The sequence below is a fragment of the Streptomyces sp. IBSNAI002 genome, from assembly GCF_052244475.1.
Lineage (GTDB): Bacteria > Actinomycetota > Actinomycetes > Streptomycetales > Streptomycetaceae > Streptomyces.
In genome coordinates, this window is sequence record NZ_JBQPXG010000002.1 from 6,729,925 (window position 1) to 6,753,248 (window position 23,324).

23 protein-coding genes are annotated in these 23,324 nt (G+C 70.6%); 16 read left to right on the forward strand and 7 right to left on the reverse strand.

All coding sequences use genetic code 11. The annotated features are described in order from the left end of the window. Positions 1–48 precede the first annotated feature (48 nt). Positions 49–537, reverse strand: coding sequence for a glutathione peroxidase (locus ACTVZO_RS31770; protein WP_443301595.1), 489 nt, complete (start codon positions 535–537; stop codon positions 49–51). 93 nt (positions 538–630) lie between these two features. Next, a complete protein-coding gene (locus ACTVZO_RS31775) occupies positions 631–1,452 on the reverse strand; it encodes a hypothetical protein (RefSeq protein WP_443303328.1) in 822 nt (273 codons plus the stop codon). A 394-nt stretch (positions 1,453–1,846) separates the two neighbouring features. On the opposite strand from ACTVZO_RS31775, the gene gcl reads away from it, so the two are divergent. Beyond that, positions 1,847–3,634 (forward strand): glyoxylate carboligase, encoded by a 1,788-nt coding sequence (gcl, locus tag ACTVZO_RS31780; protein WP_443301596.1) that lies wholly within the window; start codon positions 1,847–1,849, stop codon positions 3,632–3,634. 156 nt (positions 3,635–3,790) lie between these two features. Here gcl and ACTVZO_RS31785 read toward each other — a convergent pair whose 3' ends face one another. Continuing rightward, positions 3,791–4,369 carry a TetR/AcrR family transcriptional regulator gene (locus tag ACTVZO_RS31785; RefSeq protein ID WP_443301597.1) on the reverse strand — a complete coding sequence of 193 codons (579 nt, stop codon included), beginning with the start codon at positions 4,367–4,369 and terminating at the stop codon, positions 3,791–3,793. A 150-nt stretch (positions 4,370–4,519) separates the two neighbouring features. On the opposite strand from ACTVZO_RS31785, the gene ACTVZO_RS31790 reads away from it, so the two are divergent. Genes ACTVZO_RS31790 through ACTVZO_RS31820 form a run of 7 tightly spaced genes read left to right on the forward strand, consistent with a single transcriptional unit; the run spans position 4,520 to position 11,672 of the window. After that, positions 4,520–5,542, forward strand: coding sequence for an agmatine deiminase family protein (locus ACTVZO_RS31790; RefSeq protein ID WP_443301598.1), 1,023 nt, complete (start codon positions 4,520–4,522; stop codon positions 5,540–5,542). Then, entirely contained in the window at positions 5,539–6,477 is a 939-nt protein-coding gene (locus tag ACTVZO_RS31795) for a nitrilase-related carbon-nitrogen hydrolase (RefSeq protein ID WP_443301599.1), read from the forward strand. Before ACTVZO_RS31790 ends, ACTVZO_RS31795 begins: the two co-directional genes overlap by 4 nt. Before the next feature lie 9 nt (positions 6,478–6,486). After that, complete coding sequence (locus tag ACTVZO_RS31800; RefSeq protein ID WP_443301600.1) at positions 6,487–8,118, forward strand: ABC transporter substrate-binding protein; 1,632 nt, start codon at positions 6,487–6,489, stop codon at positions 8,116–8,118. Further along, the gene (locus tag ACTVZO_RS31805) at positions 8,115–9,092 is read left to right on the forward strand and encodes an ABC transporter permease (RefSeq protein ID WP_443301601.1); all 978 of its coding nucleotides are present in this window, start codon (positions 8,115–8,117) and stop codon (positions 9,090–9,092) included. The genes ACTVZO_RS31800 and ACTVZO_RS31805 overlap by 4 nt, the downstream gene beginning before the upstream one ends. Continuing rightward, a complete protein-coding gene (locus tag ACTVZO_RS31810) occupies positions 9,089–9,949 on the forward strand; it encodes an ABC transporter permease (RefSeq protein ID WP_443301602.1) in 861 nt (286 codons plus the stop codon). Before ACTVZO_RS31805 ends, ACTVZO_RS31810 begins: the two co-directional genes overlap by 4 nt. Continuing rightward, positions 9,946–10,920 (forward strand): ABC transporter ATP-binding protein, encoded by a 975-nt coding sequence (locus ACTVZO_RS31815; protein WP_443301603.1) that lies wholly within the window; start codon positions 9,946–9,948, stop codon positions 10,918–10,920. Before ACTVZO_RS31810 ends, ACTVZO_RS31815 begins: the two co-directional genes overlap by 4 nt. Then, positions 10,917–11,672 (forward strand): ABC transporter ATP-binding protein, encoded by a 756-nt coding sequence (locus ACTVZO_RS31820; RefSeq protein ID WP_443301604.1) that lies wholly within the window; start codon positions 10,917–10,919, stop codon positions 11,670–11,672. The genes ACTVZO_RS31815 and ACTVZO_RS31820 overlap by 4 nt, the downstream gene beginning before the upstream one ends. 440 nt (positions 11,673–12,112) lie before the next feature. On the opposite strand, the gene ACTVZO_RS31825 is transcribed toward ACTVZO_RS31820, so the two are convergent. From ACTVZO_RS31825 to ACTVZO_RS31835, 3 genes are all read right to left on the reverse strand, one after another. Further along, a complete protein-coding gene (locus ACTVZO_RS31825; protein ID WP_443303329.1) occupies positions 12,113–13,570 on the reverse strand; it encodes a catalase in 1,458 nt (485 codons plus the stop codon). 214 nt (positions 13,571–13,784) lie between these two features. Next, positions 13,785–14,675 (reverse strand): 2-hydroxy-3-oxopropionate reductase, encoded by an 891-nt coding sequence (locus ACTVZO_RS31830; protein WP_443301605.1) that lies wholly within the window; start codon positions 14,673–14,675, stop codon positions 13,785–13,787. Positions 14,676–14,750: 75 nt separating this feature from the next. Continuing rightward, entirely contained in the window at positions 14,751–15,584 is an 834-nt protein-coding gene (locus ACTVZO_RS31835; RefSeq protein WP_443301606.1) for a TIM barrel protein, read from the reverse strand. A 126-nt stretch (positions 15,585–15,710) separates the two neighbouring features. Between ACTVZO_RS31835 and ACTVZO_RS31840 the strand changes: the two genes are divergently transcribed. The 7 genes from ACTVZO_RS31840 (at position 15,711) to ACTVZO_RS31870 (ending at position 21,686) form a co-directional block, all read left to right on the forward strand. Then, the gene (locus ACTVZO_RS31840; RefSeq protein WP_443301607.1) at positions 15,711–15,962 is read left to right on the forward strand and encodes a thiamine-binding protein; all 252 of its coding nucleotides are present in this window, start codon (positions 15,711–15,713) and stop codon (positions 15,960–15,962) included. Further along, positions 15,959–16,342, forward strand: coding sequence for a helix-turn-helix domain-containing protein (locus tag ACTVZO_RS31845; protein WP_443301608.1), 384 nt, complete (start codon positions 15,959–15,961; stop codon positions 16,340–16,342). The genes ACTVZO_RS31840 and ACTVZO_RS31845 overlap by 4 nt, the downstream gene beginning before the upstream one ends. Before the next feature lie 166 nt (positions 16,343–16,508). Beyond that, on the forward strand, positions 16,509–17,027 hold the full coding sequence (gene uraD / locus ACTVZO_RS31850; RefSeq protein WP_443301609.1) for a 2-oxo-4-hydroxy-4-carboxy-5-ureidoimidazoline decarboxylase: 519 nt from the start codon (positions 16,509–16,511) through the stop codon (positions 17,025–17,027). 2 nt (positions 17,028–17,029) lie between these two features. Further along, positions 17,030–17,431: a hydroxyisourate hydrolase gene (gene uraH / locus ACTVZO_RS31855; protein ID WP_443301610.1), complete on the forward strand. Its 402-nt coding sequence runs from the start codon at positions 17,030–17,032 to the stop codon at positions 17,429–17,431. 1 nt (position 17,432) lies between these two features. Then, the gene (gene pucL / locus ACTVZO_RS31860) at positions 17,433–18,356 is read left to right on the forward strand and encodes a factor-independent urate hydroxylase (RefSeq protein WP_443301611.1); all 924 of its coding nucleotides are present in this window, start codon (positions 17,433–17,435) and stop codon (positions 18,354–18,356) included. Positions 18,357–18,546: 190 nt separating this feature from the next. Next, the gene (locus ACTVZO_RS31865; protein WP_443301612.1) at positions 18,547–19,950 is read left to right on the forward strand and encodes an 8-oxoguanine deaminase; all 1,404 of its coding nucleotides are present in this window, start codon (positions 18,547–18,549) and stop codon (positions 19,948–19,950) included. Between the two features lie 335 nt (positions 19,951–20,285). After that, positions 20,286–21,686 (forward strand): nucleobase:cation symporter-2 family protein, encoded by a 1,401-nt coding sequence (locus ACTVZO_RS31870; protein ID WP_443301613.1) that lies wholly within the window; start codon positions 20,286–20,288, stop codon positions 21,684–21,686. Between the two features lie 91 nt (positions 21,687–21,777). Here the strand turns inward: ACTVZO_RS31870 and ACTVZO_RS31875 are convergent, their stop codons facing one another. Beyond that, entirely contained in the window at positions 21,778–22,758 is a 981-nt protein-coding gene (locus ACTVZO_RS31875) for an MTH938/NDUFAF3 family protein (RefSeq protein ID WP_443301614.1), read from the reverse strand. 131 nt (positions 22,759–22,889) lie between these two features. On the opposite strand from ACTVZO_RS31875, the gene ACTVZO_RS31880 reads away from it, so the two are divergent. Then, positions 22,890–23,276: a VOC family protein gene (locus tag ACTVZO_RS31880; RefSeq protein ID WP_443301615.1), complete on the forward strand. Its 387-nt coding sequence runs from the start codon at positions 22,890–22,892 to the stop codon at positions 23,274–23,276. The last annotated feature ends 48 nt before the right edge of the window (positions 23,277–23,324 follow it).

Consider the following 23,324-nt stretch of genomic DNA (forward strand, 5'->3'; position numbering starts at 1 on the left):
TCGGGCGGTGCGGGGCCCGGGCGGTGCGGGCCTCAGGCAGCGCGGGCCTCAGGCGGGGAGGTGCGCCTCGATCGCGGCGATGACCTCGGGGGACTCGGGCTCGGTGCGCGGGCGGAAGCGCGCCACGACCTCGCCGGAAGGCGAGATCAGGAACTTCTCGAAGTTCCACTGGATGTCCCCCGCCTCGCCCTCGGCGTCCGGGGTCTTCACCAGCTCCTGGTAGAGGGGGTGCCGGTGCTCGCCGTTGACCTCGGACTTCTCCAGCATCGGGAAGGTGACGCCGAAACCGGCCGCGCAGAAGGTCTGGATGTCCTCGGCGGTGCCGGGCTCCTGCTCGCCGAACTGGTTGCAGGGCACGCCGATGACGGTGAAGCCCTTCGCCTCGTACGCGAACTGCAGCCGGGCGAGGCCCGAGTACTGCGGGGTGAGCCCGCACTGCGAGGCGGTGTTCACCAGCAGGATCGCCTTGCCCTTGTGGGCCCCGAGGCTGGTGGGCTCGTCGGACAGAGTGGTCAGCGGGATGTCGTACAGGCTCATCGGGCTCTCCTGGCAGGAAGCGGATAACGCCTCCGAGCGTAGGTGATACCCGCAGCTCCGCGCTGCGCCCGGCCGCGCCCGCCCCGACAGGCCCTAGGCGCCCGTGCCGACCAGTTCGTCCGCCGGGTCGTTGACCGGCTGGGGCATGCCCGTGAGGTCCATGACGAACAGGGGTATGCCCAGGTCGTCCGCGCGGGTGCGGGCGTCCTCGGTGTACCCGGCGAGGGAGAAGTAGACGCTGGTCGCGGAGGCTGTGAGTCCGTTCAGCCAGACGCACTCCACCGCCCGCAGCCCGGCCGGCGCGGTGGTCGGGTCCACCTGCGCCACCAGCCCCGGGGCCCGCAGGTCCACGGCCGCGGAGGGAATCGGGCGCCCGTCGGGCTGGCGTACGTCCTGGAAGCCGAGCCAGCGCAGGTAGAGGGCGGCGGTGGCCACCGCGTCCCGCGTCGTACGGATGGTGACCGGCCGGAAGGCGGGGCGCGGCACCGGTGTGGCCCCCGTCGCCGACGGATCCTCCGCGGACGGGTTGCGCGGCGCGTCACGGCGACCCCCGCCGGACCGCTGATCCGAGCCGGGGCGCGCACCGGACGCCGGACCGGATCCAGAAGCGGAACCCGGAGCCGATCCGGCAGCGGACCCCGCACCGGGCGCCCCGTCAGGTGTCCCCTCAGGCGCCCCGCCGGGTCCGCCTCCCGCCCGCGGGCCGGGCCGCGGGGTCCGTCCGGCGCCCCGCTCACCGCGGGAGCCGCCGCCGGAGCGGCCCGGTCCCGCCCCGGCCGGGTCCGCCGCGGGCTCCGGGTGCAGGGGGTGCAGGGGGTGCACCGCGATCCGCACCACCGTGCCGCAGGACGCGCACCCCACCTCGGGCTGCGGCCACTCGCTCTCCCGCCCGCAGGACTCGCAGCGCACCGCCACCCAGCTCTCCGACCAGGTCCGGTGGGTCAGCGGGTCGGGCGGCGCGGAGAGGTCGAGCGGGGGATGGACCGGGCTCCCGCAGGCACAGGGGTAGACCGGGACGGTGTAGCCGTTCTCGCGCAGGCACGCCGGGCAGCGCACCGGTACCGCTTCCGCCATGAGACCTGGACCCCCTCCGTCGCTGTGCGTAGGTCCATGCTCCACCACGCGCGACGGTCGGGGCGACAACACCAGCCATTTGTGCAAGTCGCCGAGCGACACGCGGCTTTTGGTGCCATCCGGGGTCCGCTACCGCCTTGACGTCGGGCAAGCCGCCGCTTAGCTTGTTCCGTATAGCAGAACAAAACTTCCGGATTACGGAAAAGCCTGACCGTCGGACCCGCAGGAGAACTCGATGCCCCGTATGACAGCCGCCGCCGCTGCAGTGGAGATCCTCAAGCTCGAGGGCGTTTCGCAAGCCTTCGGCGTGCCCGGCGCTGCGATCAACCCGTTCTACCGCGAGCTCAAGAACGTGGGCGGCATCAACCACACGCTGGCCCGCCACGTCGAGGGCGCCTCCCACATGGCCGAGGGCTACACCCGTGCCAAGGCGGGCAACATCGGTGTCTGCATCGGTACGTCCGGCCCCGCCGGCACCGACATGATCACCGGCCTGTACTCGGCGATCGCGGACTCGATCCCGATCCTGTGCATCACCGGCCAGGCCCCGGTCTCGAAGCTCCACAAGGAGGACTTCCAGGCCGTTGACATCGCCTCGATCGCCAAGCCCGTCACCAAGAAGGCCACGACCGTCCTGGAGGCCGCCCAGGTTCCCGGCGTGTTCCAGGAGGCCTTCCACCTGATGCGCTCCGGCCGTCCGGGCCCGGTCCTGATCGACCTCCCGATCGACGTCCAGCTGACCGAGATCGAGTTCGACCCCGAGACCTACCAGCCGCTGCCGGTCTACAAGCCGCAGGCGTCCCGCGCCCAGGCCGTCAAGGCGATCCAGTTCCTGCTGGAGTCCGAGCGTCCGCTGATCGTCGCCGGTGGCGGCATCATCAACGCCGACGCCTCCGACCTGCTGGTCGAGTTCGCCGAGATGACCGGCGTCCCGGTCATCTCCACCCTGATGGGCTGGGGCGTCATCCCCGACGACCACGAGCTGAGCGCGGGCATGGTCGGCGTCCAGACCTCGCACCGCTACGGCAACGCGACCTTCCTGGAGTCGGACTTCGTCCTCGGCATCGGCAACCGCTGGGCCAACCGTCACACCGGCTACAACCTCGACGCGTACCTCGGCGACCGCAAGTTCGTCCACGTCGACATCGAGCCCACCCAGATCGGCAAGATCTTCGCGCCGGACTTCGGCATCGCCTCCGACGCCAAGGCCGCCCTGGAGCTCTTCATCGAGGTCGCCAAGGAGCTCAAGGCCGAGGGCAAGCTCCCGGACTTCTCCGCCTGGGCCGCCTCGGGCCAGGAGCGCAAGGCCACCCTCCAGCGCCGCACGCACTTCGACAACATCCCGATGAAGCCGCAGCGCGTCTACGAGGAGATGAACAAGGCCTTCGGCCCGGAGACGCGTTACGTCACCACCATCGGCCTCTCCCAGATCGCCGGCGCGCAGATGCTGCACGTCTTCAAGCCGCGCCACTGGATCAACTGCGGCCAGGCCGGCCCGCTCGGCTGGACCATCCCGGCCGCGATCGGTGCCGCCACCGCGGACCCCGACACCCCGATCGTCGCCCTCTCCGGCGACTACGACTTCCAGTTCATGATCGAGGAGCTCGCGGTCGCCGCGCAGCACAAGGTCCCCTACGTCCACGTCCTCGTGAACAACGCCTACCTGGGTCTGATCCGTCAGGCGCAGGGCGGCCTGGGCATCAACTTCGAGGTCAACCTCGAGTTCGAGAACATCAACACCCCGGAGCTGGGCGTCTACGGCGTCGACCACGTCAAGGTCGCCGAGGGCCTGGGTGTCAAGGCCATCCGCGTCACCGACCCGAACGAGCTGGGCGCCGCCTTCGAGCAGGCCAAGAAGCTGGCGCAGGAGTTCCAGGTCCCGGTCGTCGTCGAGGCCATCCTGGAGCGCGTCACCAACATCTCGATGAGCAAGACGGTCGACATGAGCGACGTCACCGAGTTCGAGGAGCTCGCGACCGAGCCGGGCCACGCCCCGACCGCGATCAAGTCCCTCAAGGTCTGACCGGTACGTCAGCAGCAGGCCGCGGCCCCCGCCCCTCCGTCAGGAGGGGCGGGGGCCGCGCCGTGTCCGGGGTGGTTGCCGAAACACCCGAAACACACGAAATGCTGTGGGATCGAAACGCCCCCACGCCCGAAACGCCCCCACGCCCGAAACGCCCTACGGGCGCGGCCCGAGCTCCGCGTCCACCGCGCCGGTCAGCAGCTCGCGGGCGCGCTCCAGGGTGAGGGAGCCGCTCAGCCAGCGCTCGCTGAGGCCCTCGACCAGGGCGGTGAGCCGCTCGGCGGCGTCCAGCGGCTCCGTGCGCAGATCGGCGAGGCCGGCGGCCTGGGCGTCCGAGATGGCGTCCGCGGTGTCCTGCGACCAGGAGCGGGTGGACTCGGCCAGGGGTTCGCGCAGGTCGGCGTCGAAGATGGCGCTGGCGCGCAACTCGCCCCAGGCGGTGCTGTTCTCGCGGACCCGGGGGATGTCCTGGAGCTCGCTCAGCAGCAGCTGGAGCAGGGCCGCGCGGGCGTCCTCGGTGTCCTTCAGGGCCTCGTCGGTGTAGCCGGTCGCGCGGTCGCTGATGAAGGCCAGGGTGCGCTGGACCAGGCCGGCCCGGTCCTTGAAGTGGTAGTAGATCAGCGCGGTGGACACCCCCGCCTCGGTGGCGAGCTCCTCGACGCGCAGCCCCCTGACGCCACTGCGGGCGATCACGCGTACGGCTGCTTCCAAGATCAACGACTGCCGGTCGGCCACTCTCGCTCGCACCTTTCGGTCGGTTACCCCTTGACTGAGCTTTCAGTCAGGTCCCACGATAGCTCCCACCCGAGATCCTGACTTGATTTTCAGTCTCTGCGATCCTGACTGAAATTTCAGTCAGGATTGCCCGCACCAAGGGAGCACCACGTGAGTCCGATCATGCCCGCCGAGTGGGCCGAACACGACGCCTGTCTGATGGTCTGGCCGACCCGCGCCGAACTGTGGGGGCCGGCCTTCGAAGCGGCCAAACGCGAGTACGCGGCCGTCGCCCGCGCCATCGCCGGCTTCGAGCCCGTCATCATGATCGCCGCGCCCGGTCTCGCTGCGGAGGCCGCCGAGGCCTGCGGAGCCGGCACCGGCATCGAGGTCATCGAGCTGCCCGCCGACGACTCCTGGCTGCGCGACTCGGGCCCGATCTTCGCCCACGACGAGAACGGCGACCGCGTCGGCGTCGACTTCCGCTTCAACGCCTGGGGCGAGAAGCACTACCCCTGGACCGCCGACGACAAGCTCGCCGCGCTCATCCTGGACCGGCTCGGCACCCCCCGGGTCCACTCCTCGATGATCCTCGAAGGCGGCGCGATCACCGTCGACGGCGAAGGCACCCTCATCACCACCGAGCAGTGCCTGCTGCACCCCAACCGCAACCCGCGCATGGACCGCGCCGGGATCGAGGACGAACTGAAGCGCCGCCTCGGCGTCGAGAAGATCATCTGGCTGCCCTACGGCGGCCTGGAGGACACCGAGACCGACGGCCACGTGGACGGCGTCGCCGCCTACGTCGGCCCCGCCAAGGTCGTCGTCTCCCTCCCCGAGGACCCGGCCCACCCCGACCACGCCCGGATGCGCGCCAACCTCGCCGTCCTGGAGGCCTCCACCGACGCCAAGGGCCGCGCCCTGGAGATCGTCGCGCTCCCGCAGACCACCCACGGCGAGGTCGCGGGCACCCCCGTCGAGGTCGGCTACCTCAACTTCTACCTCCCCAACGGCGGTTGCGTCGTCCCCGTCGGCGGCGACCCCGATTCCACGAGCGACGCCGAGGCCCTCGCCGTCCTCGCCGCCGCCCTCCCCGGCCGCAAGGTCGTCGGCGTACCCACCCCGGTCCTCGCGTACGGCGGAGGCGGGATCCACTGCATCACCCAGCAGCTTCCGAAGGCGGCCCGCACATGACCTCGTACGAACTCCTCACCTCCTACGGCTCCCCGCTCGGCTCCCCGGCCCGCACCGAGCCCGCCGAACGGCCCCCGCTGCGCGTCGGGCTGGTCCAGATGCGCTGGTACGCCGACGAGACCGAGCACGACGACCGGCTGCGCGAGGGCGTCGCGATCGCCGCCGGGGAGGGCGCCACGATGGTCTGCCTGCCCGAGCTGACCCGCAGCCCGTACTTCTGCACCACCGACGACCCCATGGCGCAGGGAGCCGCCCGCCACCTCGAGGACCTGGAGGACGGCCCCACCGTCTGGCTGGCCGCCGAGCTCGCCACCGGCCTCGGCATCACCGTGCACGCCTCGCTCTACGAGCGCGCCGACGACGGCGGCCTCGGCTACAACACGGCCGTCTGCGTGGACCCCGACGGCAAGCTGATCGCCCGCACCCGCAAGAACCACATCCCCGCCTTCCCGGGCTACCGCGAGGACCTGTGCTTCCGGCCCGGCGACAGCGGATTCCCGGTCGTCGCCCACCAGGGCGCCCACTTCGGCTTCCCCACCTGCTGGGACGAGTGGTTCCCCGAACTCGCCCGCGCCTACGGCCTGCACGGCGCCGAGATCCTCGTCCACCCCACCGCCATCGGCTCCGAGGTGGACCTGCCGGACTTCGACACCCGCCCCATGTGGGAGCACGCCATCTCCGCCAACGGCCTCGCCAACGCGCTCTTCATGATCGTGCCCAACCGCGTCGGCACCGAGGGCGGCTCCACCTTCTACGGCTCCTCCTTCATCTCCGACCCCTACGGGCGGGTCATGCTCCGGGGCCCCCGCGACCGGCCCGCCGTCCTCGTCGCCGACCTCGACCTCGACCAGCGCCGCGACTGGCTGGAGTTCGGCCTCATGCAGACCCGTCGCCCCGAGCTGTACGGGCAGCTCACCGAACCCCTCACCCCGTAGGGAGCGTGCATGCCGATTCCCTCCCGCAGCCGCCGCCTGGCCGGCCCGGCCGCCGCGGCCCTCGCCCTGATGCTCACGGGCGCGGGCTGCGCGGCGCCGGCCGGCGGCGCCGGCCCCGCCGCCCTCCACCTCTCCGCCGCGACACCCCCCGCCCGCGGTGACATCGACGGGTTCACCTGGGCCCTTTACGCCGAACCGCCCGTCCTCGACTACCTCTACGCCTTCGACTACCCGCAGAACACCGTCCTCTCCAACGTCTGCGAATCCCTGATGCGGTGGACCCCGCAGCTCACCCTCGAACCAGGGCTCGCCGAGAAGGCCACCCAGACCGACCCCACCACCTGGGTCTACGACCTGCGCCCGGGCGTGCGCTTCCACAGCGGCGCCACGCTGACCGCCGACGACGCCGTCGCCAGCCTGAACCGCCACCTCGACCCCGAGCTCGGTTCGTACTGGGTCGAGGACTTCCGCAACGTCGCGGCCGTGGAGAAGACCGGCCCGCTCCAGATCACCGTCCGCCTCACCACCCCCGACGCGCTCTTCCCCCAGGCGATGGCCAACTCGGCGGGCACCGTGGCCCGGGCCGTCACCATGGAGGAGCAGGGCAAGGCCTTCGGCACCGCCGACGGCGGCCTCGACTGCACCGGCCCCTTCCGGCTGGGGGAGTGGGAACAGGGCGCCTCCCTGCGCCTGGACCGCTTCGACGGCTACTGGGGCAAGCGCGCCAAGGCAGGCCACGTCACCTTCGCCTTCCTCCCCGACTCCGCGGCCCGCACCAACGCCCTGCTCACCGGAGAGGTCGACGGATCCTTCGCGGTCCCGCCGGAGTCCATGTCCCGCCTGCGCGCCGCCGACACCGGCCGCCTCTACTCCGGCGAGAGCCTCACCACCGTCAACCTCGCCGTCGCCGACCTCGGCGGCACCCTCGCCGACGTCCGCGTACGCCGCGCCCTGATGCTCGCCCTCGACCGCGAGGGCTTCGCCAAGGGAGCCATGCGCGGCGCCGCCACCCCCACCAGCTCACTCGTCGTCAAGGAGACCTGGCGCGGCGTCCCGCCGGAGCAGGTGTCCGACCGGCTCGCCGCGCTGCCCCCCGTACAGCGGGACCTGGACCAGGCCAGACGCCTGATCGACGAAGCGGGCGCCCGCGGCCGCAAGGTCACCGTCGCCTCCAGCCCGCTCGGCCCCGACGTCGCCCTCCTCGCCACGGCCGTGCAGGACGCCGGCCGCCGCATCGGCCTCGACGTCGAGGTCCGCACGGTGGCCCCCGACGGCTTCACCGCCCTCTTCTCCGACCCCGAGGCCCGCAAGGGCTTCGACCTCTTCCCCTACACCTACTACCTCTCGGTCACCGACCCGCTGAGCATGTACGCCAACTTCCGCACCGGCCAGTTCGAGAACTACGCGGGCTACAGCTCGCCCGCCTACGACGCACTCGCCGACGAGGCGAGCGCCGAGTACGACCCGGCCAAGCGCGGCGTGCTCACCGCCGGGCTCGCCCGGCTGGCCGCGGACGAGGCCCTGTGCCTGCCGGTCGCCGAATACCCCGGCAGCGTCTACCTGGGCCGGCGGATCACCGGGGCCCCGACGACGATCTCGTACATGTACGCCCCCTGGGCGGCCGAAGTGGGGGCACCGTGACCGGCACCGGCGGAGCCTCCGGCGTGATCCGCTTCCTGCTCAGACGGTTCGGCGAACTCCTCGCCACCCTGCTCGCCGCCTCCTTCCTCGTGTACGCCTCCATCCGCCTCGCCCCCGGCCGCCCCGAGACCTTCCTGCTCGGCGGGCGCGGGGCCAACCCCCAGGCGCTGGCCGCGATCCGCGAGCAGTACCACCTCGACGACCCCTTCCTCGTCCAGTACGGCAAGTGGCTGGCCGGAGCCGTCACCGGCGACCTCGGCACCTCCGTCCAGTACCGCAGCGACGTCCTGGACCTGGTGGCCGCGCGCGTCCCCGTCACCCTCGCCCTGATCGGAATATCAGCCGTCCTGGTGCTCGCCGGCGGACTGCTGCTCGGCCTGCTGGGCGCCGTCCGCGGCGGCCGCACCGACCAGGCCGTCCTCGTCGCCACCTCGGCCGCTGTCGCCACCCCGTCCTTCATCGCCGCGATCCTGCTGCTGTCGCTCTTCTCGGTAGGGCTCGGCTGGTTCCCCGTACTCGGCAGCGGCGACGGCTTCCTCGACACCCTCCACCACCTCGCCCTGCCCTCCGTCGCGCTCGCGCTGCCCTTCGTCGGCGTCCTCGCCCGGGTGACCAGAGCGGCGCTGCTGGAGCAGTTCGCCCTCGACCACGTGACCGTCGCCCGCAGCCGGGGCGTCGCCGAACGCACCCTCGTACGCCGCCACGTGCTGCGCGGCGCGCTCGGCCCCGTCCTCACCCAGGCCGGGCTCACGCTGTCCGGGCTGATGGTCTGCACCATCCTCGTGGAGTCCGCCTTCGGCCTCGGCGGGCTTGGCGAGTTCCTCGCGAAGTCGGTGACCGTGAAGGACTTCCCCGTCGTCCAGGCCATTTCCCTGCTGACCATCGCCCTCTTCGTCCTGGTCAACCTCGCCGTCGACCTGGTCCACCCCCTCATCGACCCCCGGGTCCGCCTCGGCGCGAGGAGCACCACATGACCGCCCTCCTGCTCCGGCCGGCCGCCGAGGCCCGCAAGAGACCGCGCACCCAGGGCTCCTGGCTGCACCGTGCGAGCCTCGCCTTCGCCGCCCTCGTCGTCCTGGTCGCCCTCCTCGCACCCTGGCTGACCCCGCACGACCCCAACGCCGTCGACTTCGGGACCTCGTTGGCGAACCCTTCGCCCGACCTGCTCCTCGGCGGGGACATCGGAGGCCGCGACACCCTCTCGCGGCTGATCGCCGGAGCCCGCACCGCACTCCTCGGACCGCTGTGCGTCGTCGCCCTGTCCACCGTGCTCGGCGTGGTGATCGGGGTGGCCGCGGCCTGGCGCGGCGGCGCGCTCGACACCCTGCTCTCCCGCAGCAGCGAACTCCTGCTCGCCTTCCCCGGCCTGCTCCTCGCGATGCTGCTCGTCTCCCTCTACGGCCGCGGGCTGATCGCCCCCGTGATCGCGCTCTCCCTCGCCTACACCCCCTTCGTCAGCCGGCTCGCCCGCACCCTCGCCCTGGCCGAGACGGGCAAGCCGTACCTGGCCGCCTACCGGGTGCAGGGCTTCTCCGGCCCGTGGATCTGCGTGCGCCACCTGGTCCCGAACATCGCGCCCGTGGTCCTCGCGCAGGCCACCGTCACCTTCGGCTACGCCCTGCTCGACCTGGCCGCCCTGTCCTTCCTGGGCCTCGGCGTCCCGCCCCTCACCCCCGACTGGGGAGCCATGATCAACGACGGCCAGGCCGCCATCCTCGAAGGGGCCCCGCTCTCCGCGCTCGCCCCCTGCCTCGCGGTGATCCTCACCGTCGTCGCCTTCAACGTCGTCGGCGAGCGCCTCGCCGACCGGGTCGCAGGGAGAACCACGTGAACGCCCCGGTGAACGACCAGGCGAAGGCTCCCGTGGCCGGGCCCGCAGCCGATCCCGTACTGGAGGCGGTGGACCTCCGGCTCTCCCTGCCCGGCCACGCCCGGCCCGTCCTCGCCGGAGTGAACCTGACGGTCCGGTCAGGCGAGACCGTCGCCCTCGTCGGCGAGTCGGGCTCCGGCAAGTCCCTCACCGCCCGGGCGGCGCTCGGCCTGCTGCCCGCCGGTGCGGACGTGACCGGCGAGATCCGGGTGACCGGCCAGGACGTCCTGGCCCTGCACCCCGACCGGCTGCGCGCGCTCCGCTCCGGCACCGTCTCGATGATCTTCCAGGACCCCCGGTCGGCGATGAACCCCCTGCGCAGGCTCGGCGACTTCCTCACCGAGACCGTACGCGGCACCGCGCGCGCCGACGCACTGCCCGGACTCCTCGACGCGGTGGGCCTGCCGGCCCGCGTCCTGCGCCAGTACCCCCACGAGCTCTCCGGAGGCATGCTGCAACGCGTCATGATCGCCGCCGCCCTGCTGCCGGGCCCCCGGCTCCTGCTCGCCGACGAACCCACCACCGCCCTCGACACCGTCACCCAGGCCGAGATCGTGACCCTGCTCGCCCGCCTGCGCGCACGCGAAGGCTGCGGGCTGCTCTTCGTCACCCACGACCTGGAACTCGCCGCCGCCATCAGCGACCGGGTGTACGTCATGTACGCGGGCCGGATCGTCGAAACCGGCCCGGCCGCCGCCCTCTTCGAGAACCCCCGGCACCCCTATACGCGGGCGCTGCTCGCAGCGACCCCCCGCCTCGACTCCCCGCCCGGCCCGCTGCCCGCCCTCCCGGGCCGCCCCCCGGACCTGCGCACCGCCGTCACCGGCTGCGCGTTCGCCCCCCGATGCCCCCGCGCCACCGACCTGTGCGACCGGGAGACCCCGGCTCCGCGCGCGGGCGTGGCCTGTCACCACGCGGAGCTGCCGTCATGACCGCCGTACTGGAAGTCCGCGGACTGCGCCGTGCCTACGCGCAACTGAGCGCGGTGGACGACGTGTCCTTCAGCGTCCCGGCGGGCGGGGCGCTGGGCATCGTCGGCGGGTCCGGCTCCGGCAAGACCACCACGGCCCGGATCGTGACGGGCCTGGAACGCGCCGACGCGGGCGAGGTCCTCGTACGGGGCCGGCTGCGCGAGCCGGCGGCGAAGGGGCGGGCGGCGCGCCTGCGCCGGGCCCGGGAGGTCCAGCTGGTCTTCCAGGACCCGCTGCTCTCGCTGGACCCCAGGGTCCCGGCGGGCGAGGTGCTCCGGGAGACCCTGCGGCTGCACTTCCCCGGCCGGGATCCGCGCCCGCGGGTCCGCGAACTGCTGGACCGGGTGGGCCTGGGGGAGCGGGAGGCGGCGGCCCGGCCGCGCGAGCTCTCCGGCGGGCAGCGCCAGCGCGTGGCCATCGCCCGGGCCCTGGCCGTGGAGCCGTCGGTCTTGGTGCTGGACGAGGCGGTGGCGGCCCTGGACGTCTCGGTGCAGGCGCAGATCCTCAACCTGCTGGCCGAGATCAGGGCGGCCACGGACGTGGCGTACCTCTTCATCACCCACGACCTGGGCGTCGTACGGGCGGTGACGGACGAACTCGTCGTGATGCGGGCGGGCCGCGTCGTGGAGACGGGCCCGACCGGCTCGGTCCTGGCGGATCCGCGGCACGCGTACACCCGCCTGCTGCTGGACTCCGTACCGCGCAGGCGGTGAGCCGCGGCGCGCGCAACCGCGGGCCGCGGGAACGGCGGCGCCGCGGGAAAGGCAAAGCGCCGAGTCACGGGACCGTCCGTGACTCGGCGCTCTGGTGGTTACCGCCCGACGGAGCGAGGCTGGCGCGACAGGACGTTCGCACCGCCGGGCGGAGTAGGAGGCTCCCCGTTCCTTCCGTGCAGGGTGCTCTGTGCGCAGCCCCTGCGAGGGAAAGGAGGGGAGGAGTGGCTGGGACCGTGGCGTGCGGGCGACGAGAACTCCGGCGTCGTCTCCCTCAGGTCAAGAGACGGGCCTCGGAACCCATTACCACCGCACTGGCTCGCACGCTCGCCACGGTCCTCGTCCTGCCCTCGCCGCGTACCACCCCTCATCCGGGTCCGCGGTCCGGGCCAGCACCCGGGGCCTGACCTCCCGTCAGGCCCCCGGTACAACTGTGTGGCTCAGGCGTCGCGCAGGGCGCGGACGGCTTCCTCGACGCGCTTGCCGTAGTCGGCGTCGGCGGCGTGGAAGTGAGCCAGGTTCTTCTCGATGACGTCCTCGAGGGTGACCTGAGACAGGCCGCCGGCGATGTTCGCCACCAGACGCTGCTTCTCGGCCTCCGACATCAGGCGGTAGAGCTCACCGGCCTGGAAGAAGTCGTCGTCCTTGGTGTGGGCCGGGGCCTCGTGGGTGCCCGTGTAGCCGGAGACGGCCTTCGGGGCGCCGAGCGCCAGACCGGTCTCGGCCGGACCCTGGTACGAGTTGGGCTCGTAGTTCTTGTCGTGGCGCGAGCCGTTGCGCAGCGCCATGACGCCGTCCCGGCCGTAGTTCTGCGCCGTCGTCGCCTTGGGGGCGTTGACCGGCAGCAGGGTGTGGTTCACACCGAGGCGGTAGCGCTGGGCGTCGGCGTACGCGAAGAGACGGCCCTGGAGCATCTTGTCCGGCGAGGCGGTGATGCCCGGGACGAAGTTGTTCGGGGAGAAGGCGGACTGCTCGACCTCGGCGAAGACGTTGTCCGGGTTGCGGTCGAGGACCAGACGGCCCACGCGCTGCAGCGGGTAGTCGCTGTGCGGCCACACCTTGGTGAGGTCGAACGGGTTGAAGCGGTAGTCCGCGGCCTCGGCGGCGGGCATGATCTGCACGTGCAGGGTCCACGAGGGGTTCACACCGCGCTCGATGGCCTGGAGCAGGTCGGTCTGGTGCGAGTTCGCGTCCGAACCGACGATCTCGGCGGCCTGCTCGCCCGACAGGCAGCGGATGCCCTGGTTCGTCTTGAAGTGGTACTTGACGAAGAAGGCCTCGCCCTGGGCGTTGGTCCACTGGTACGTGTGGGAGCCGTAGCCGTTCATGTGGCGGTACGACGCGGGGATGCCGCGGTCGCCCATCAGCCAGGTGATCTGGTGCGTCGCCTCGGGGGCGTGCGCCCAGAAGTCCCAGACGTTGTCCGGCTCCTGCTTGCCCGTGAAGGGGTCGCGCTTCTGGGAGTGGATGAAGTCGGGGAACTTGATCGGGTCCTTGATGAAGAACACCGGGGTGTTGTTGCCGACGAGGTCGTAGTTGCCCTCTTCGGTGTAGAACTTCAGCGCGAAGCCGCGCGGGTCGCGGACCGCGTCCGCGCCGCCCAGCGAGTCGGCGACGGTGGAGAACCGCAGGAAGGTCTCGGTCTTCTTGCCGACCGTGTTCAGGAACGCGGCGCTGGTGTACGCGGTGACGTCGTCGGTCACCTCGAAGTAGCCGTACGCGGCCGAGCCGCGGGCGTGCACCACGCGCTCCGGGATGCGCTCCCGGTTGAAGCGGGCAAGCTTCTCGAGCAGCTGCTGGTCCTGGACCAGGAGCGGGCCACCGACGCCGGCGGTGGCGGAGTTCTGATTGTCGGCGACCGGGGCGCCGGACTCGGTCGTCAGCGTGCGCTTCGACATGGTGACCTTCCGTACGGGTAACTGCTGACGGAAAGCGTCTTCCGTCATGCGGAACAGCCTAATTTCGGCGAGAACTAAACGTCAACAGTTTGTTGAACGAAGTTGAAGAGAGGTGATCCGGACGGCGCCGGCACTTGGGCGCGACAGGACAGGTGTCAGCACCGGCGCCATCCGGAAACTCAGGCCCCCGGTGAGGGGGAGGGTGCTCGGCCGCTTAGATCTCGGCGCCGGAGAGACGCTCGACGGCGCGGAGCAGGGCCGAGTGGTCCAGGCCGCCGTCGCCCTGGGCGCGCAGCGAGGCGACCAGCTGGGCGACGACCGCGCCGACCGGAAGGGCGGCACCGACGTTGCGGGCGGCGTCGGTGACGATGCCCATGTCCTTGTGGTGCAGGTCGATCCGGAAGCCGGGCTTGAAGTCGCGGTTCAGGAAGTTGTCCTTCTTGCGGGTCAGGACCGTGGAGCCGGCCAGACCGCCGTTGAGGACGTCCAGGGCGGCCTGGAGGTTCACGCCGGACTTCTCGAGGAAGACGACGGCCTCGGCGCACGCCTGGATGTTCACCGCGACGATGAGCTGGTTGGCGGCCTTCACCGTCTGGCCGGAGCCGTGCGGACCGCACAGGACGATGACCTTGCCGAGGGCTTCGAGGATCGGCAGCGCCTCGTCGAAGTCGGCCTGCTCGCCACCCACCATGATCGACAGGACGGCCTCGATGGCGCCGGCCTCGCCGCCGGACACCGGGGCGTCGATGACGCGGATGCCCTTCTCGGCGGCGTTCTTCGCGAGGTCGATCGAGGTCTGCGGGGTGATCGACGACATGTCGATGATCAGCGCGCCGGACTTCGCGTTCTCGAGGATGCCGTTCTCACCGTAGGAGATGGCCTCGACCTGCGGGGAGGCGGGCACCATCGTGATGATGACGTCGGCGTCCTTGACGGCCTCGGCGATCGAGCCGGCCGCGGCACCGCCGGCGGCGGCCAGACGGTCCAGCTTGTCCTGCTCCAGGGTGAAACCGGTGACCGGGTAGCCGGCCTTCAGGAGGTTCTCGGCCATGGGGGAGCCCATGATTCCGAGGCCGATCCAGGCAATCTTGGGGAGGTTGCTCATGACGAGGATCCTTCTCTTAATGCTTTGTACGAAAAGTGCGTGTGGTGCCTGGCTGATCGCCCGGACTTTGTCCGCCTACTGGGCGGCGCGGGCCTCGGCGGGCAGCCACGCGAAGGAGGCGGCGGCGTCGGCGGCCTTGTACTCCAGGCCTACGTAGCCCTCGTATCCGGCCTTCTTCAGCTGGTCGAGCAGCTCCTCGAGGGGCAGCTCACCGGTGCCGGGGGCACCCCGGCCGGGCTTGTCGGCGATCTGGACGTGCCCGGTCTTGGCGGCGTACTTTTCGATGACCTCGGAGAGGTCCTCGTCGTTCATCGCCAGGTGGTACAGGTCGAGAAGGAACTTGGCGTTCCCGAGGCCGGTGGCCTCGTTGACCTTGTCCACCACCTCGATGCCGGCCGGGGCGCTCACCAGGGGGTAGAGCGGCGACTCGGGCTTGTTGAGGGTCTCGATCAGGAGGATCGCGCCGACGCGGTCGGCGGCCTGGGCCGCCACGGCCAGGTTCTTCAGCGCGAGCTCGTCCTGTACGGCCGGGTCCACGCCTTCGACGCGGTTGCCGTAGAGGGCGTTCAGCGCCTTGCAGCCGACCGAGGCCGCGAAGTCGGCGGCCACGTTGATGTTGGCGTTGAAGCGCTCCGACTCCTCACCGGGCACCGATACCGCACCGCGGTCCGGGCCCGGCAGCTGGCCGGCGTAGAAGTTCAGGCCCACCAGCTGGGTACCGGCGTCCTCAAGAGCCTTCTTGAGGGCGTCGAGCTCCGCCTGTGCGGGGGTGGGGGTCTCGATCCAGGGCCACCACAGCTCGACCGCCGTGAAGCCCGCCGCGGCGGCAGCCGCGGGACGCTCCAGAAGCGGGAGTTCCGTGAAGAGGATCGACAGGTTTACATCGAAGCGCTGGTCCGTGTATCCCATGAGGGGTGTGCGCTCCTTCCGTATTGCGGAAGTTAGTTTCTGCTTGATGGAAGACTGCATGGAGGTTCGCGCGGCTGTCAAGTACGGGCTCCCGAAAAGTCCCGAGTGCCAGGTAGCTTGGCGAGCGTGCGATTGAGAGTGGAGTTCACGACCGAGCCCTTCGATCTCGAAGAGGCCCCTGCCCATGCCGTGGCCGCTCGCGAGGTCATCCAGAAGGCCCGGCTGGACGCGGTGGACGTCGGCCCCTTCGGCAATACCGCGGAAGGCGAGGCCGACCGGGTGCTGGACGCGGTGGGCGCGCTGCTGCGCGATTCCCTGGAGGCCGGAGCGACGCGGGTCTCGCTCCAGGTCAATGTGCTCGGGGAGGACACGCCATGACCGAGCCCCGCGACCACCCGTTCGTCACCGCGGTCAAGCCGCTGGTGGACGCGATGGGCGGCGAGCTGATGGATCCGGCCCTGGCCCAGCCCGACGACGTCGTGCTCAGCTGGGAGGGGCGGGACCTGCTGGCCGTGCGCCTGCCCCAGCTCTCGGATTCGCTGGACCACATCCTGGCCGCGCTGGAGCGCCGGCACGGCGTACCGTTGTCCCAGCTCGACCGGAAGGCCAAGCAGGATGTCGTGCGGATACTGGAGGCGCGCGGCGCCTTCTCCGTGCGGCACGGCGTGGAAACGGTCGCGGCGGCCCTGGGCGTAAGCCGCTTCACGGTTTACAACTATCTGAACCGGGAAAATCCGAACAAGACAGCCCAAGAGTGAAGCCAAGCGTGAACGCAGTCTGACCTACAGTGACGAGCCGCCGCCCAATTCATCCGGGCGGCGGCTTTTGTGTACGCGAAGTTTCAACAAAGTGTTGACGCCGTGTTGTCGAGGGCGTTAGCTATGCGCAGCCCGTCAAAGCAACAACAGGCCACGGAGGCCTACCGTGACTTCGAGTCCGACCCCGGGTCTCACCCGGTTCAACGCCTTGGACGACAGCGCGGCCGCGGCCGAGCTGCACGAGGTGTGCGCCAGCTCGGCATGGGTGGGCAAACTGCTCGCCCAGCGCCCCTTCGCCAGCGCCGATTCCCTGTTCGCCGCCAACGCCTCCGCCATGGCGGAGCTCACCGCGGCGGACCTGGGCGAGGCGATGGGAGGCCACGCGCCGATCGGCCGGCCGAAGCCGGGGGACCCGACCTCCGCCCGCGAGCAGCGTGGCATGGCCGGTGCCTCGGAGGAGCTCAAGACCGAGCTCCTCGAACTGAACCTGGCGTACCAGGAGAAGTTCGGCCATGTCTTCCTCATCTGCGCCACCGGTGCGACCGGTGCGTTCATGCGGGACGCGGTCAAGGTCCGGATCGACAACTCGCCGGAGCAGGAGCGAGAGATCGCCCGCGGTGAGCTCGTCAAGATCAACAACATCCGGCTGACCCGCCTCGCCGAACTCGCAGAAGAAGGAGAGTGACCATGAGCACCGAGACCGCGGCATCGCCGATGAGTTCCGTGTCCACGCACATCCTGGACACCAGCATCGGCAAGCCCGCCGAGGGCGTCGCCATCTCCCTGTCGGCCCGTACCGGGCCGGGCGGCGAGTGGGCGGCCCTGGGCGGCTCCGCCACCGACGCCGACGGGCGTTGCAAGGACCTGCCGGCGCTGCCGGAGGGCACCACCCACGTGCGTCTCGACTTCGAGACCGAGACGTACTTCAGTAAGAAGCAAGCCGAGGCGCAGCAGGACGCCCCCCGCGTAAGGGACAGCGGTGCGTTCTTCCCCGAGGTCACCATCACCTTCGCGGTGAACCCGGGCGAGCACTACCACGTACCGCTGCTGCTCAACCCGTTCGGCTACTCCGTTTACCGAGGGAGCTAGCATGGCCACGATTCTGGGCCAGAACCAGTACGGCAAGGCAGAGAACCGCGTCGTCAAGATCACGCGGGACGGCGACACCCACCACATCAAGGACCTGAACGTCTCGGTCGCCCTCTCCGGCGACATGGACGACGTCCACTACTCCGGCTCGAACGCCAACGTCCTGCCGACGGACACCACCAAGAACACGGTGTACGCGTTCGCCAAGGAGTACGGCATCGAGTCCGCCGAGCAGTTCGGCATCCACCTGGCGCGCTGGTTCGTGAACAGCCAGGAGCCGATCCAGAAGGCGCGCATCCGGATCGAGGAGTACTCCTGGGACCGGATCGCCACCTCGGACGCCAACTCCAAGTTCATCGGCTCCGACGAGGTGAACCACTCCTTCGTCCGCCAGGGCATGGAGACCCGCGTCACCCAGATCACGTACGACGGCACGAACTGGGAGGTCATCTCCGGCCTCAAGGACCTGGTCGTCATGAACTCCACGAACTCCGAGTTCTGGGGTTACGTGAAGGACAAGTACACGACGCTGAAGGAGGCCTACGACCGCATCCTGGCCACCCAGGTGTCGGCTCGCTGGCGCTTCAACTGGTCGGACGACGAGCAGCGGATGCCCAACTGGGAGAAGTCCTACGCCGAGACCAGGAAGCACATGCTCCAGGCCTTCGCGGAGACCTACTCCCTGTCGCTGCAGCAGACCCTGTACCAGATGGGTTCGCGCATCATCAACCACCGTTCGGAGATCGACGAGGTCCGCTTCTCGCTCCCGAACAAGCACCACTTCCTCGTCGACCTTGAGCCGTTCGGCCTCAAGAACGACAACGAGGTCTACTTCGCCGCGGACCGCCCGTACGGTCTGATCGAGGCCACTGTTCTCCGGGACGGCGTTGACGCCCGTATCCCCGTGGACATGACCAACCTCTGACGCGGCACGCGCGTCCCGGGGCTCCGCAGTGGCCCCGGGACCGCGACACACCTTCAGCTTCCTGAATCGGCACCCGGACGCATCACTCGGGGCGGCAGTACTGTCAGCTGTCCAAGGCCCCCGGCTCCGGCACTCAAATCTCCTGGGCCTTGCCGTGCCCGCACCGCCACTGAAAGCACGAGGAAGTCCCATGGCAGCATCGGCAGCCCTTGACAGCGCGGTCGAGCGCATCGTCATCGAGAACTGTGCGATCGCGACCGTTGACGCGAACGACACCGAGTACGCCTCGGGCCACGTGGTCGTCGCCGGCAACAAGATCGAGTCGATCGGTGCGGGCAAAGCCCCCGAGAACCTCGAGAACGTGGTCCGCCGCATCGACGGCACGGGTCACCTCGTCACCCCCGGCCTGGTCAACACGCACCACCACTTCTACCAGTGGATCACGCGTGGTCTGGCCACCGACCACAACCTCTTCAACTGGCTCGTCGCGCTGTACCCGACGTGGGCGCGCATCGACGAGCAGATGACGTACACGGCCGCGCAGGGCTCCCTCGCCGCGATGGCCAAGGGCGGCGTCACCACCGCCATGGACCACCACTACGTCTTCCCCAAGGGCTCCGGCGACCTCTCCGGCTCGATCATCCGCGCCGCCTCCGAGATGGGCGTACGGTTCACCCTCGCCCGCGGCTCGATGGACCGCAGCGAGAAGGACGGCGGCCTGCCGCCGGACCACGCCGTCGAGACCCTCGAGGGTGCGCTCGCCGACACCGAGGCGACCGTCAAGAAGCACCACGACGCCTCCTTCGACTCGATGACGCAGGTCGCCGTCGCCCCCTGCTCCCCCTTCTCGGTCTCCACCGAGCTGCTGAAGCAGGGCGCCGAGCTGGCCCGCCGCCTGGGTGTGCGCATGCACACGCACGGCTCCGAGACCGTCGAGGAAGAGCAGTTCTGCAAGGAACTGTTCGGCATGGGCCCGACCGACTACTTCGAGTCGACCGGCTGGCTCGGCGAGGACGTGTGGATGGCGCACAGCGTCCACATGAACGACTCCGACATCGCCGCGTTCGCCCGCACCAAGACCGGTGTCGCGCACTGCCCGTCCTCCAACGCCCGTCTGGCCGCCGGCATCGCCCGCGTCCCGGACATGCTCGCCGCCGGTGTCCCGGTCGGCCTCGGCGTGGACGGCACCGCCTCCAACGAGTCCGGTGAGCTGCACACCGAGCTGCGCAACGCGCTGCTGATCAACCGCCTGAACACGGTCCACCGCGAGCGCGCCCTGAACGCGCGCCAGGCCCTGCGCCTGGGTACGTACGGTGGCGCCCAGGTCCTCGGCCGTGCCGACAACATCGGCTCGCTCGAGGCCGGCAAGTGCGCCGACTTCGTGATGTGGAACCTGAGCACGTTCCTGCACTCCTCGATCGCCGACCCGGTCACCGCGCTGGTCTTCGGTGCGGCCGCCCCGGTGACGGCTTCGTTCGTCAACGGCAAGCAGATCGTCGAGAACAACCGACTGCTCTTCGCCGACGAGGACGCCATCGCGGTGTCCACGCGCGAAGAGGCCCAGCGCCTCGCGCGGATCTCCGCGCAGGCCTGAACCTCCCCCCGGCCGGCGCTGGGGGGTGTCCGCAAGAGTCCGGCCGGGGGGGACGGCCCCCGGCCGGCGGGCCGCGGACCCGAGCGGGGTCCGCGGCAGCCGTTCCCGGGAAGCGCCTGAGGACATCCGAAGGCGCCCCCGGGGGCGGTGACTCGTGCCACTGGCTTCGCCATGCGCGAAGACGATCGCGGAACGGTTTGGGCGAATCGTTTCTGCACCCCTTGGGACACGTACGCGCAGCACCCACAACTCCATACAGCTCGACTCGCACCGCTTTCGCACCACCTCCATGACACCCACGTCCCTGCCGACGTGTTACCCGACCGGAGGAAGCCGTGGCCCAGTCGCCCAGGTTTCGCAAAGACGCAGTCGCAGTACCGCAGGTCTCCGGGGAGAAGCACCCGGTCGACGAGACCCTGCCACCGCTGAAGATGTTCACCAGCGGTCTCCAGCACGTGGCCGCCATGTACGCGGGTGTCGTCGCCCCACCCATGATCGTCGGGCCGGCCGTCGGCCTGTCGGCCACCGAGACCGCCTTCCTGATGGGGGCCTCGCTCTTCACGGCGGGCCTCGCGACCCTCCTCCAGACCCTCGGGTTCTGGAAGATCGGCGCCAAACTCCCCTTCGTCAACGGCGTGTCCTTCGCCGGTGTGACGCCGATGATCGCGATCGGCAAGGGAGAGGGGGACGACGCCATCCCCGTCATCTTCGGCGCGATCATCGTCGCCGGAGCCATCGGCTTCTTCGCCGCCCCCTACTTCGGCAAACTCGTCCGCTTCTTCCCGCCGGTCGTGACGGGCACGGTCATCACCCTGATCGGCGTCTCGCTCCTGCCCGTCGCCTTCAACTGGTCGCAGGGCGGGAACAGCACCGCCGCCGACTACGGCTCCATGAAGAACATCGGCATGGCCGCCGCCACCCTGGTCATCGTCCTGCTGATGCGCAAGTTCCTGCGCGGCTTCCTCCAGCAGATATCCATCCTGCTGGGCCTGGTCGCGGGCACGCTGATCGCCCTGCCGCTCGGCATGACCAGCTTCGACGCCGTCAAGAACGCCTCGCTGATCGGCTTCCCCACCCCGTTCCACTTCGGTGCCCCGCAGTTCCAGGTCGCGGCGATCATCTCGATGTGCATCGTCATGCTCGTCTGCATGACCGAGTCCACCGCCGACATCCTGGCCCTGGGCAAGATCGTCGGCCGCCCGGCGGACGCGAAGACCATCGAGGGGGGCCTGCGCGCCGACACCCTGGGCAGCGCCATCAGCCCGCTCTTCAACGGCTTCATGTGCAGCGCCTTCGCCCAGAACATCGGGCTGGTCGCCATGACCAAGGTCCGCAGCCGGTTCGTGGTCGCCGCGGGCGGCGGCATCCTGATCCTGCTCGGCCTGTGCCCGATGGCCGCCTCCGTCATCGGCGTGGTCCCGCTGCCGGTCCTGGGCGGCGCCGGCATCGTGCTCTTCGGCTCGGTCGCGGCGAGCGGCATCCAGGCCCTGGCAGGGGCGGCCATGGAGAAGGGCGAGAACGCCCTGATCGTCGCCGCCTCGGTCGGCATCGGCCTGATCCCGATCGCCGCGCCGCAGTTCTACCACGCCTTCCCGAAGGACCTGCTCGTCGTCCTCGACTCCGGCATCAGCACCGGCTGCGTGGTGGCGATCCTGCTCAACCTGGCCTTCAACCACCTCGGCGCCAGGAAGGGCGCGGCCTCGGGGGCCGCGGCTGACCCGGTGCCGGCCCACTGACGCCCGGCCCCCCGGACCGGACGCGCCACGGCGGCGCGCACGCCACCCACTGCGGGTGTGGCGTGCGCGCCGCCGTTGGCGTCCCCTCCGGTCAGCAGGTCGAGTGGAAGAGACCGGCGACCCGCTCGGTGGCGGCCAGCCGGTTGTAGACCTCCACGGCCTCGGGCGTCGGCGCCACGTGCGCCTCGACCCCGGCCTCCCGCAGCACCTCCAGCGTCTGCGGGGCGATCCCCAGGCGCTGCTCCATGCCCTGGCTCAGCACCACCGCCGTCACCCCCATGCCGAGGAACCCGGCCACCTCCTGCGGCCGGATGCCGGGCTCGTGCCGCGTGCCGTGCTCGGACCAGTCCCAGGGGCGGCCACCGCCCGGGTGGAGCCTGAAGTCCTTGCCGGGGGCGAGCCCTTCGGCCTCGATCCGGCCCCACGAGAGGTGCGTGATGCGCGGCGAGCGCCCGGCGCCCGGCTCCGGTACCGGCACGGGCGCCGGGGGAGTCCACAGCATCAGGTTGCTCATCAGCTCGGCCTGTTCGATCGCGTCGTCCAGGGCGTGGTGCGTGTGGGGGCGCCGTGACAGCAGGGCGCGCGGCATCCGGCCCTTCACGGCGGCGCGCAGCGGCACCCGCGCCTTCGTCGCGTAGAGCGTCTTCATGTCCAGGCAGCCGGAGTGGCCGAAGGGGCTGTCCGCGCCGAAGCGGATCAGGTACCAGTACAGGAACGTCCAGTCGAAGGACGCCGGATAGCCGCACATCACCGGCTGCGCCCCCGCGGACACCTCCCGTACCCAGGCCCGGAACTCGGCCATGGCCACCGCCGGATCGGCGCCCTCCCGCACCAGCCGGTCGCGGTCCAGCCCGCTCACGGCCAGCGCCCCGGGCACGAACTCCTCGCTGATCGGGCGCAACTCCCGGTAGAAGGTGAGCTGTTCGGGGTCGGCGGCCGTATACGAAGCCCCGTCCTGCCGGCCCGCGACCGCGGCCCCGAAGCTGATCATCGAATACGGGCCGGGAATGGGTCCGTCGGCCTCGATGTCGACGGAGATGTACAGGCTGGGACGTGCGGTGCGGGCTGCCATGTGCCCGAGGATGCCACCACCCCGCACGGCGATCACCAGGTTTTCCCGGGGCCCGGGCCGCTTGGAATCGACGCCCGGCCGTCCTGGGGGGGACCATGGGAAGCGGGGTGCCCCGGACCGAAGGAACAGCCATGTTCGAAAACAACAGGGCATTCAGCGGATTCGCGGTCGACGACCTGGAGCGGGCCAAGGAGTTCTACGGCACGACCCTCGGACTGAGCGTCTCGCAGGACGACACGATGGGCCTGCTCCGCCTGGACCTCGTGGGTGGCGCGACGGTCCTGGTCTACCCGAAGGAGGACCACCGGCCCGCGACGTACACGATCTTGAACTTCCCCGTGGACGACGTCGAACGGGCCGTCGACGAGCTCACCGCCCGTGGCGTCGCGTTCGAGCGGTACGAAGGCTTCGAGGCGGACGCCAAGGGCATCGTGCACGGCGACGAGGGCATGCCCACCATCGCGTGGTTCAGGGACCCGGCGGGCAACATCCTGTCGGTGCTGAGCGGCGGCCCCTGACCCGTAGACAACACGTACACGTACACGTACCCGGCCCTGCCCGCCGGC

Bases quoted from the DNA above. Each gene is read 5' to 3' on its own strand.
- ACTVZO_RS31830 (WP_443301605.1), bottom strand. From the start codon at position 14,675: ATGAGCAACCTCCCCAAGATTGCCTGGATCGGCCTCGGAATCATGGGC.
- ACTVZO_RS31875 (WP_443301614.1), bottom strand. From the start codon at position 22,758: ATGGCAGCCCGCACCGCACGTCCCAGCCTGTACATCTCCGTCGACATC.
- ACTVZO_RS31810 (WP_443301602.1), top strand. From the start codon at position 9,089: ATGACCGCCCTCCTGCTCCGGCCGGCCGCCGAGGCCCGCAAGAGACCG.
- pucL (WP_443301611.1), top strand. From the start codon at position 17,433: ATGGCCACGATTCTGGGCCAGAACCAGTACGGCAAGGCAGAGAACCGC.
- ACTVZO_RS31820 (WP_443301604.1), top strand. From the start codon at position 10,917: ATGACCGCCGTACTGGAAGTCCGCGGACTGCGCCGTGCCTACGCGCAA.
- ACTVZO_RS31770 (WP_443301595.1), bottom strand. From the start codon at position 537: ATGAGCCTGTACGACATCCCGCTGACCACTCTGTCCGACGAGCCCACC.
- gcl (WP_443301596.1), top strand. From the start codon at position 1,847: ATGCCCCGTATGACAGCCGCCGCCGCTGCAGTGGAGATCCTCAAGCTC.
- ACTVZO_RS31845 (WP_443301608.1), top strand. From the start codon at position 15,959: ATGACCGAGCCCCGCGACCACCCGTTCGTCACCGCGGTCAAGCCGCTG.
- ACTVZO_RS31825 (WP_443303329.1), bottom strand. From the start codon at position 13,570: ATGTCGAAGCGCACGCTGACGACCGAGTCCGGCGCCCCGGTCGCCGAC.
- ACTVZO_RS31795 (WP_443301599.1), top strand. From the start codon at position 5,539: ATGACCTCGTACGAACTCCTCACCTCCTACGGCTCCCCGCTCGGCTCC.
- ACTVZO_RS31865 (WP_443301612.1), top strand. From the start codon at position 18,547: ATGGCAGCATCGGCAGCCCTTGACAGCGCGGTCGAGCGCATCGTCATC.
- ACTVZO_RS31880 (WP_443301615.1), top strand. From the start codon at position 22,890: ATGTTCGAAAACAACAGGGCATTCAGCGGATTCGCGGTCGACGACCTG.
- ACTVZO_RS31800 (WP_443301600.1), top strand. From the start codon at position 6,487: ATGCCGATTCCCTCCCGCAGCCGCCGCCTGGCCGGCCCGGCCGCCGCG.
- uraH (WP_443301610.1), top strand. From the start codon at position 17,030: ATGAGCACCGAGACCGCGGCATCGCCGATGAGTTCCGTGTCCACGCAC.
- ACTVZO_RS31835 (WP_443301606.1), bottom strand. From the start codon at position 15,584: ATGGGATACACGGACCAGCGCTTCGATGTAAACCTGTCGATCCTCTTC.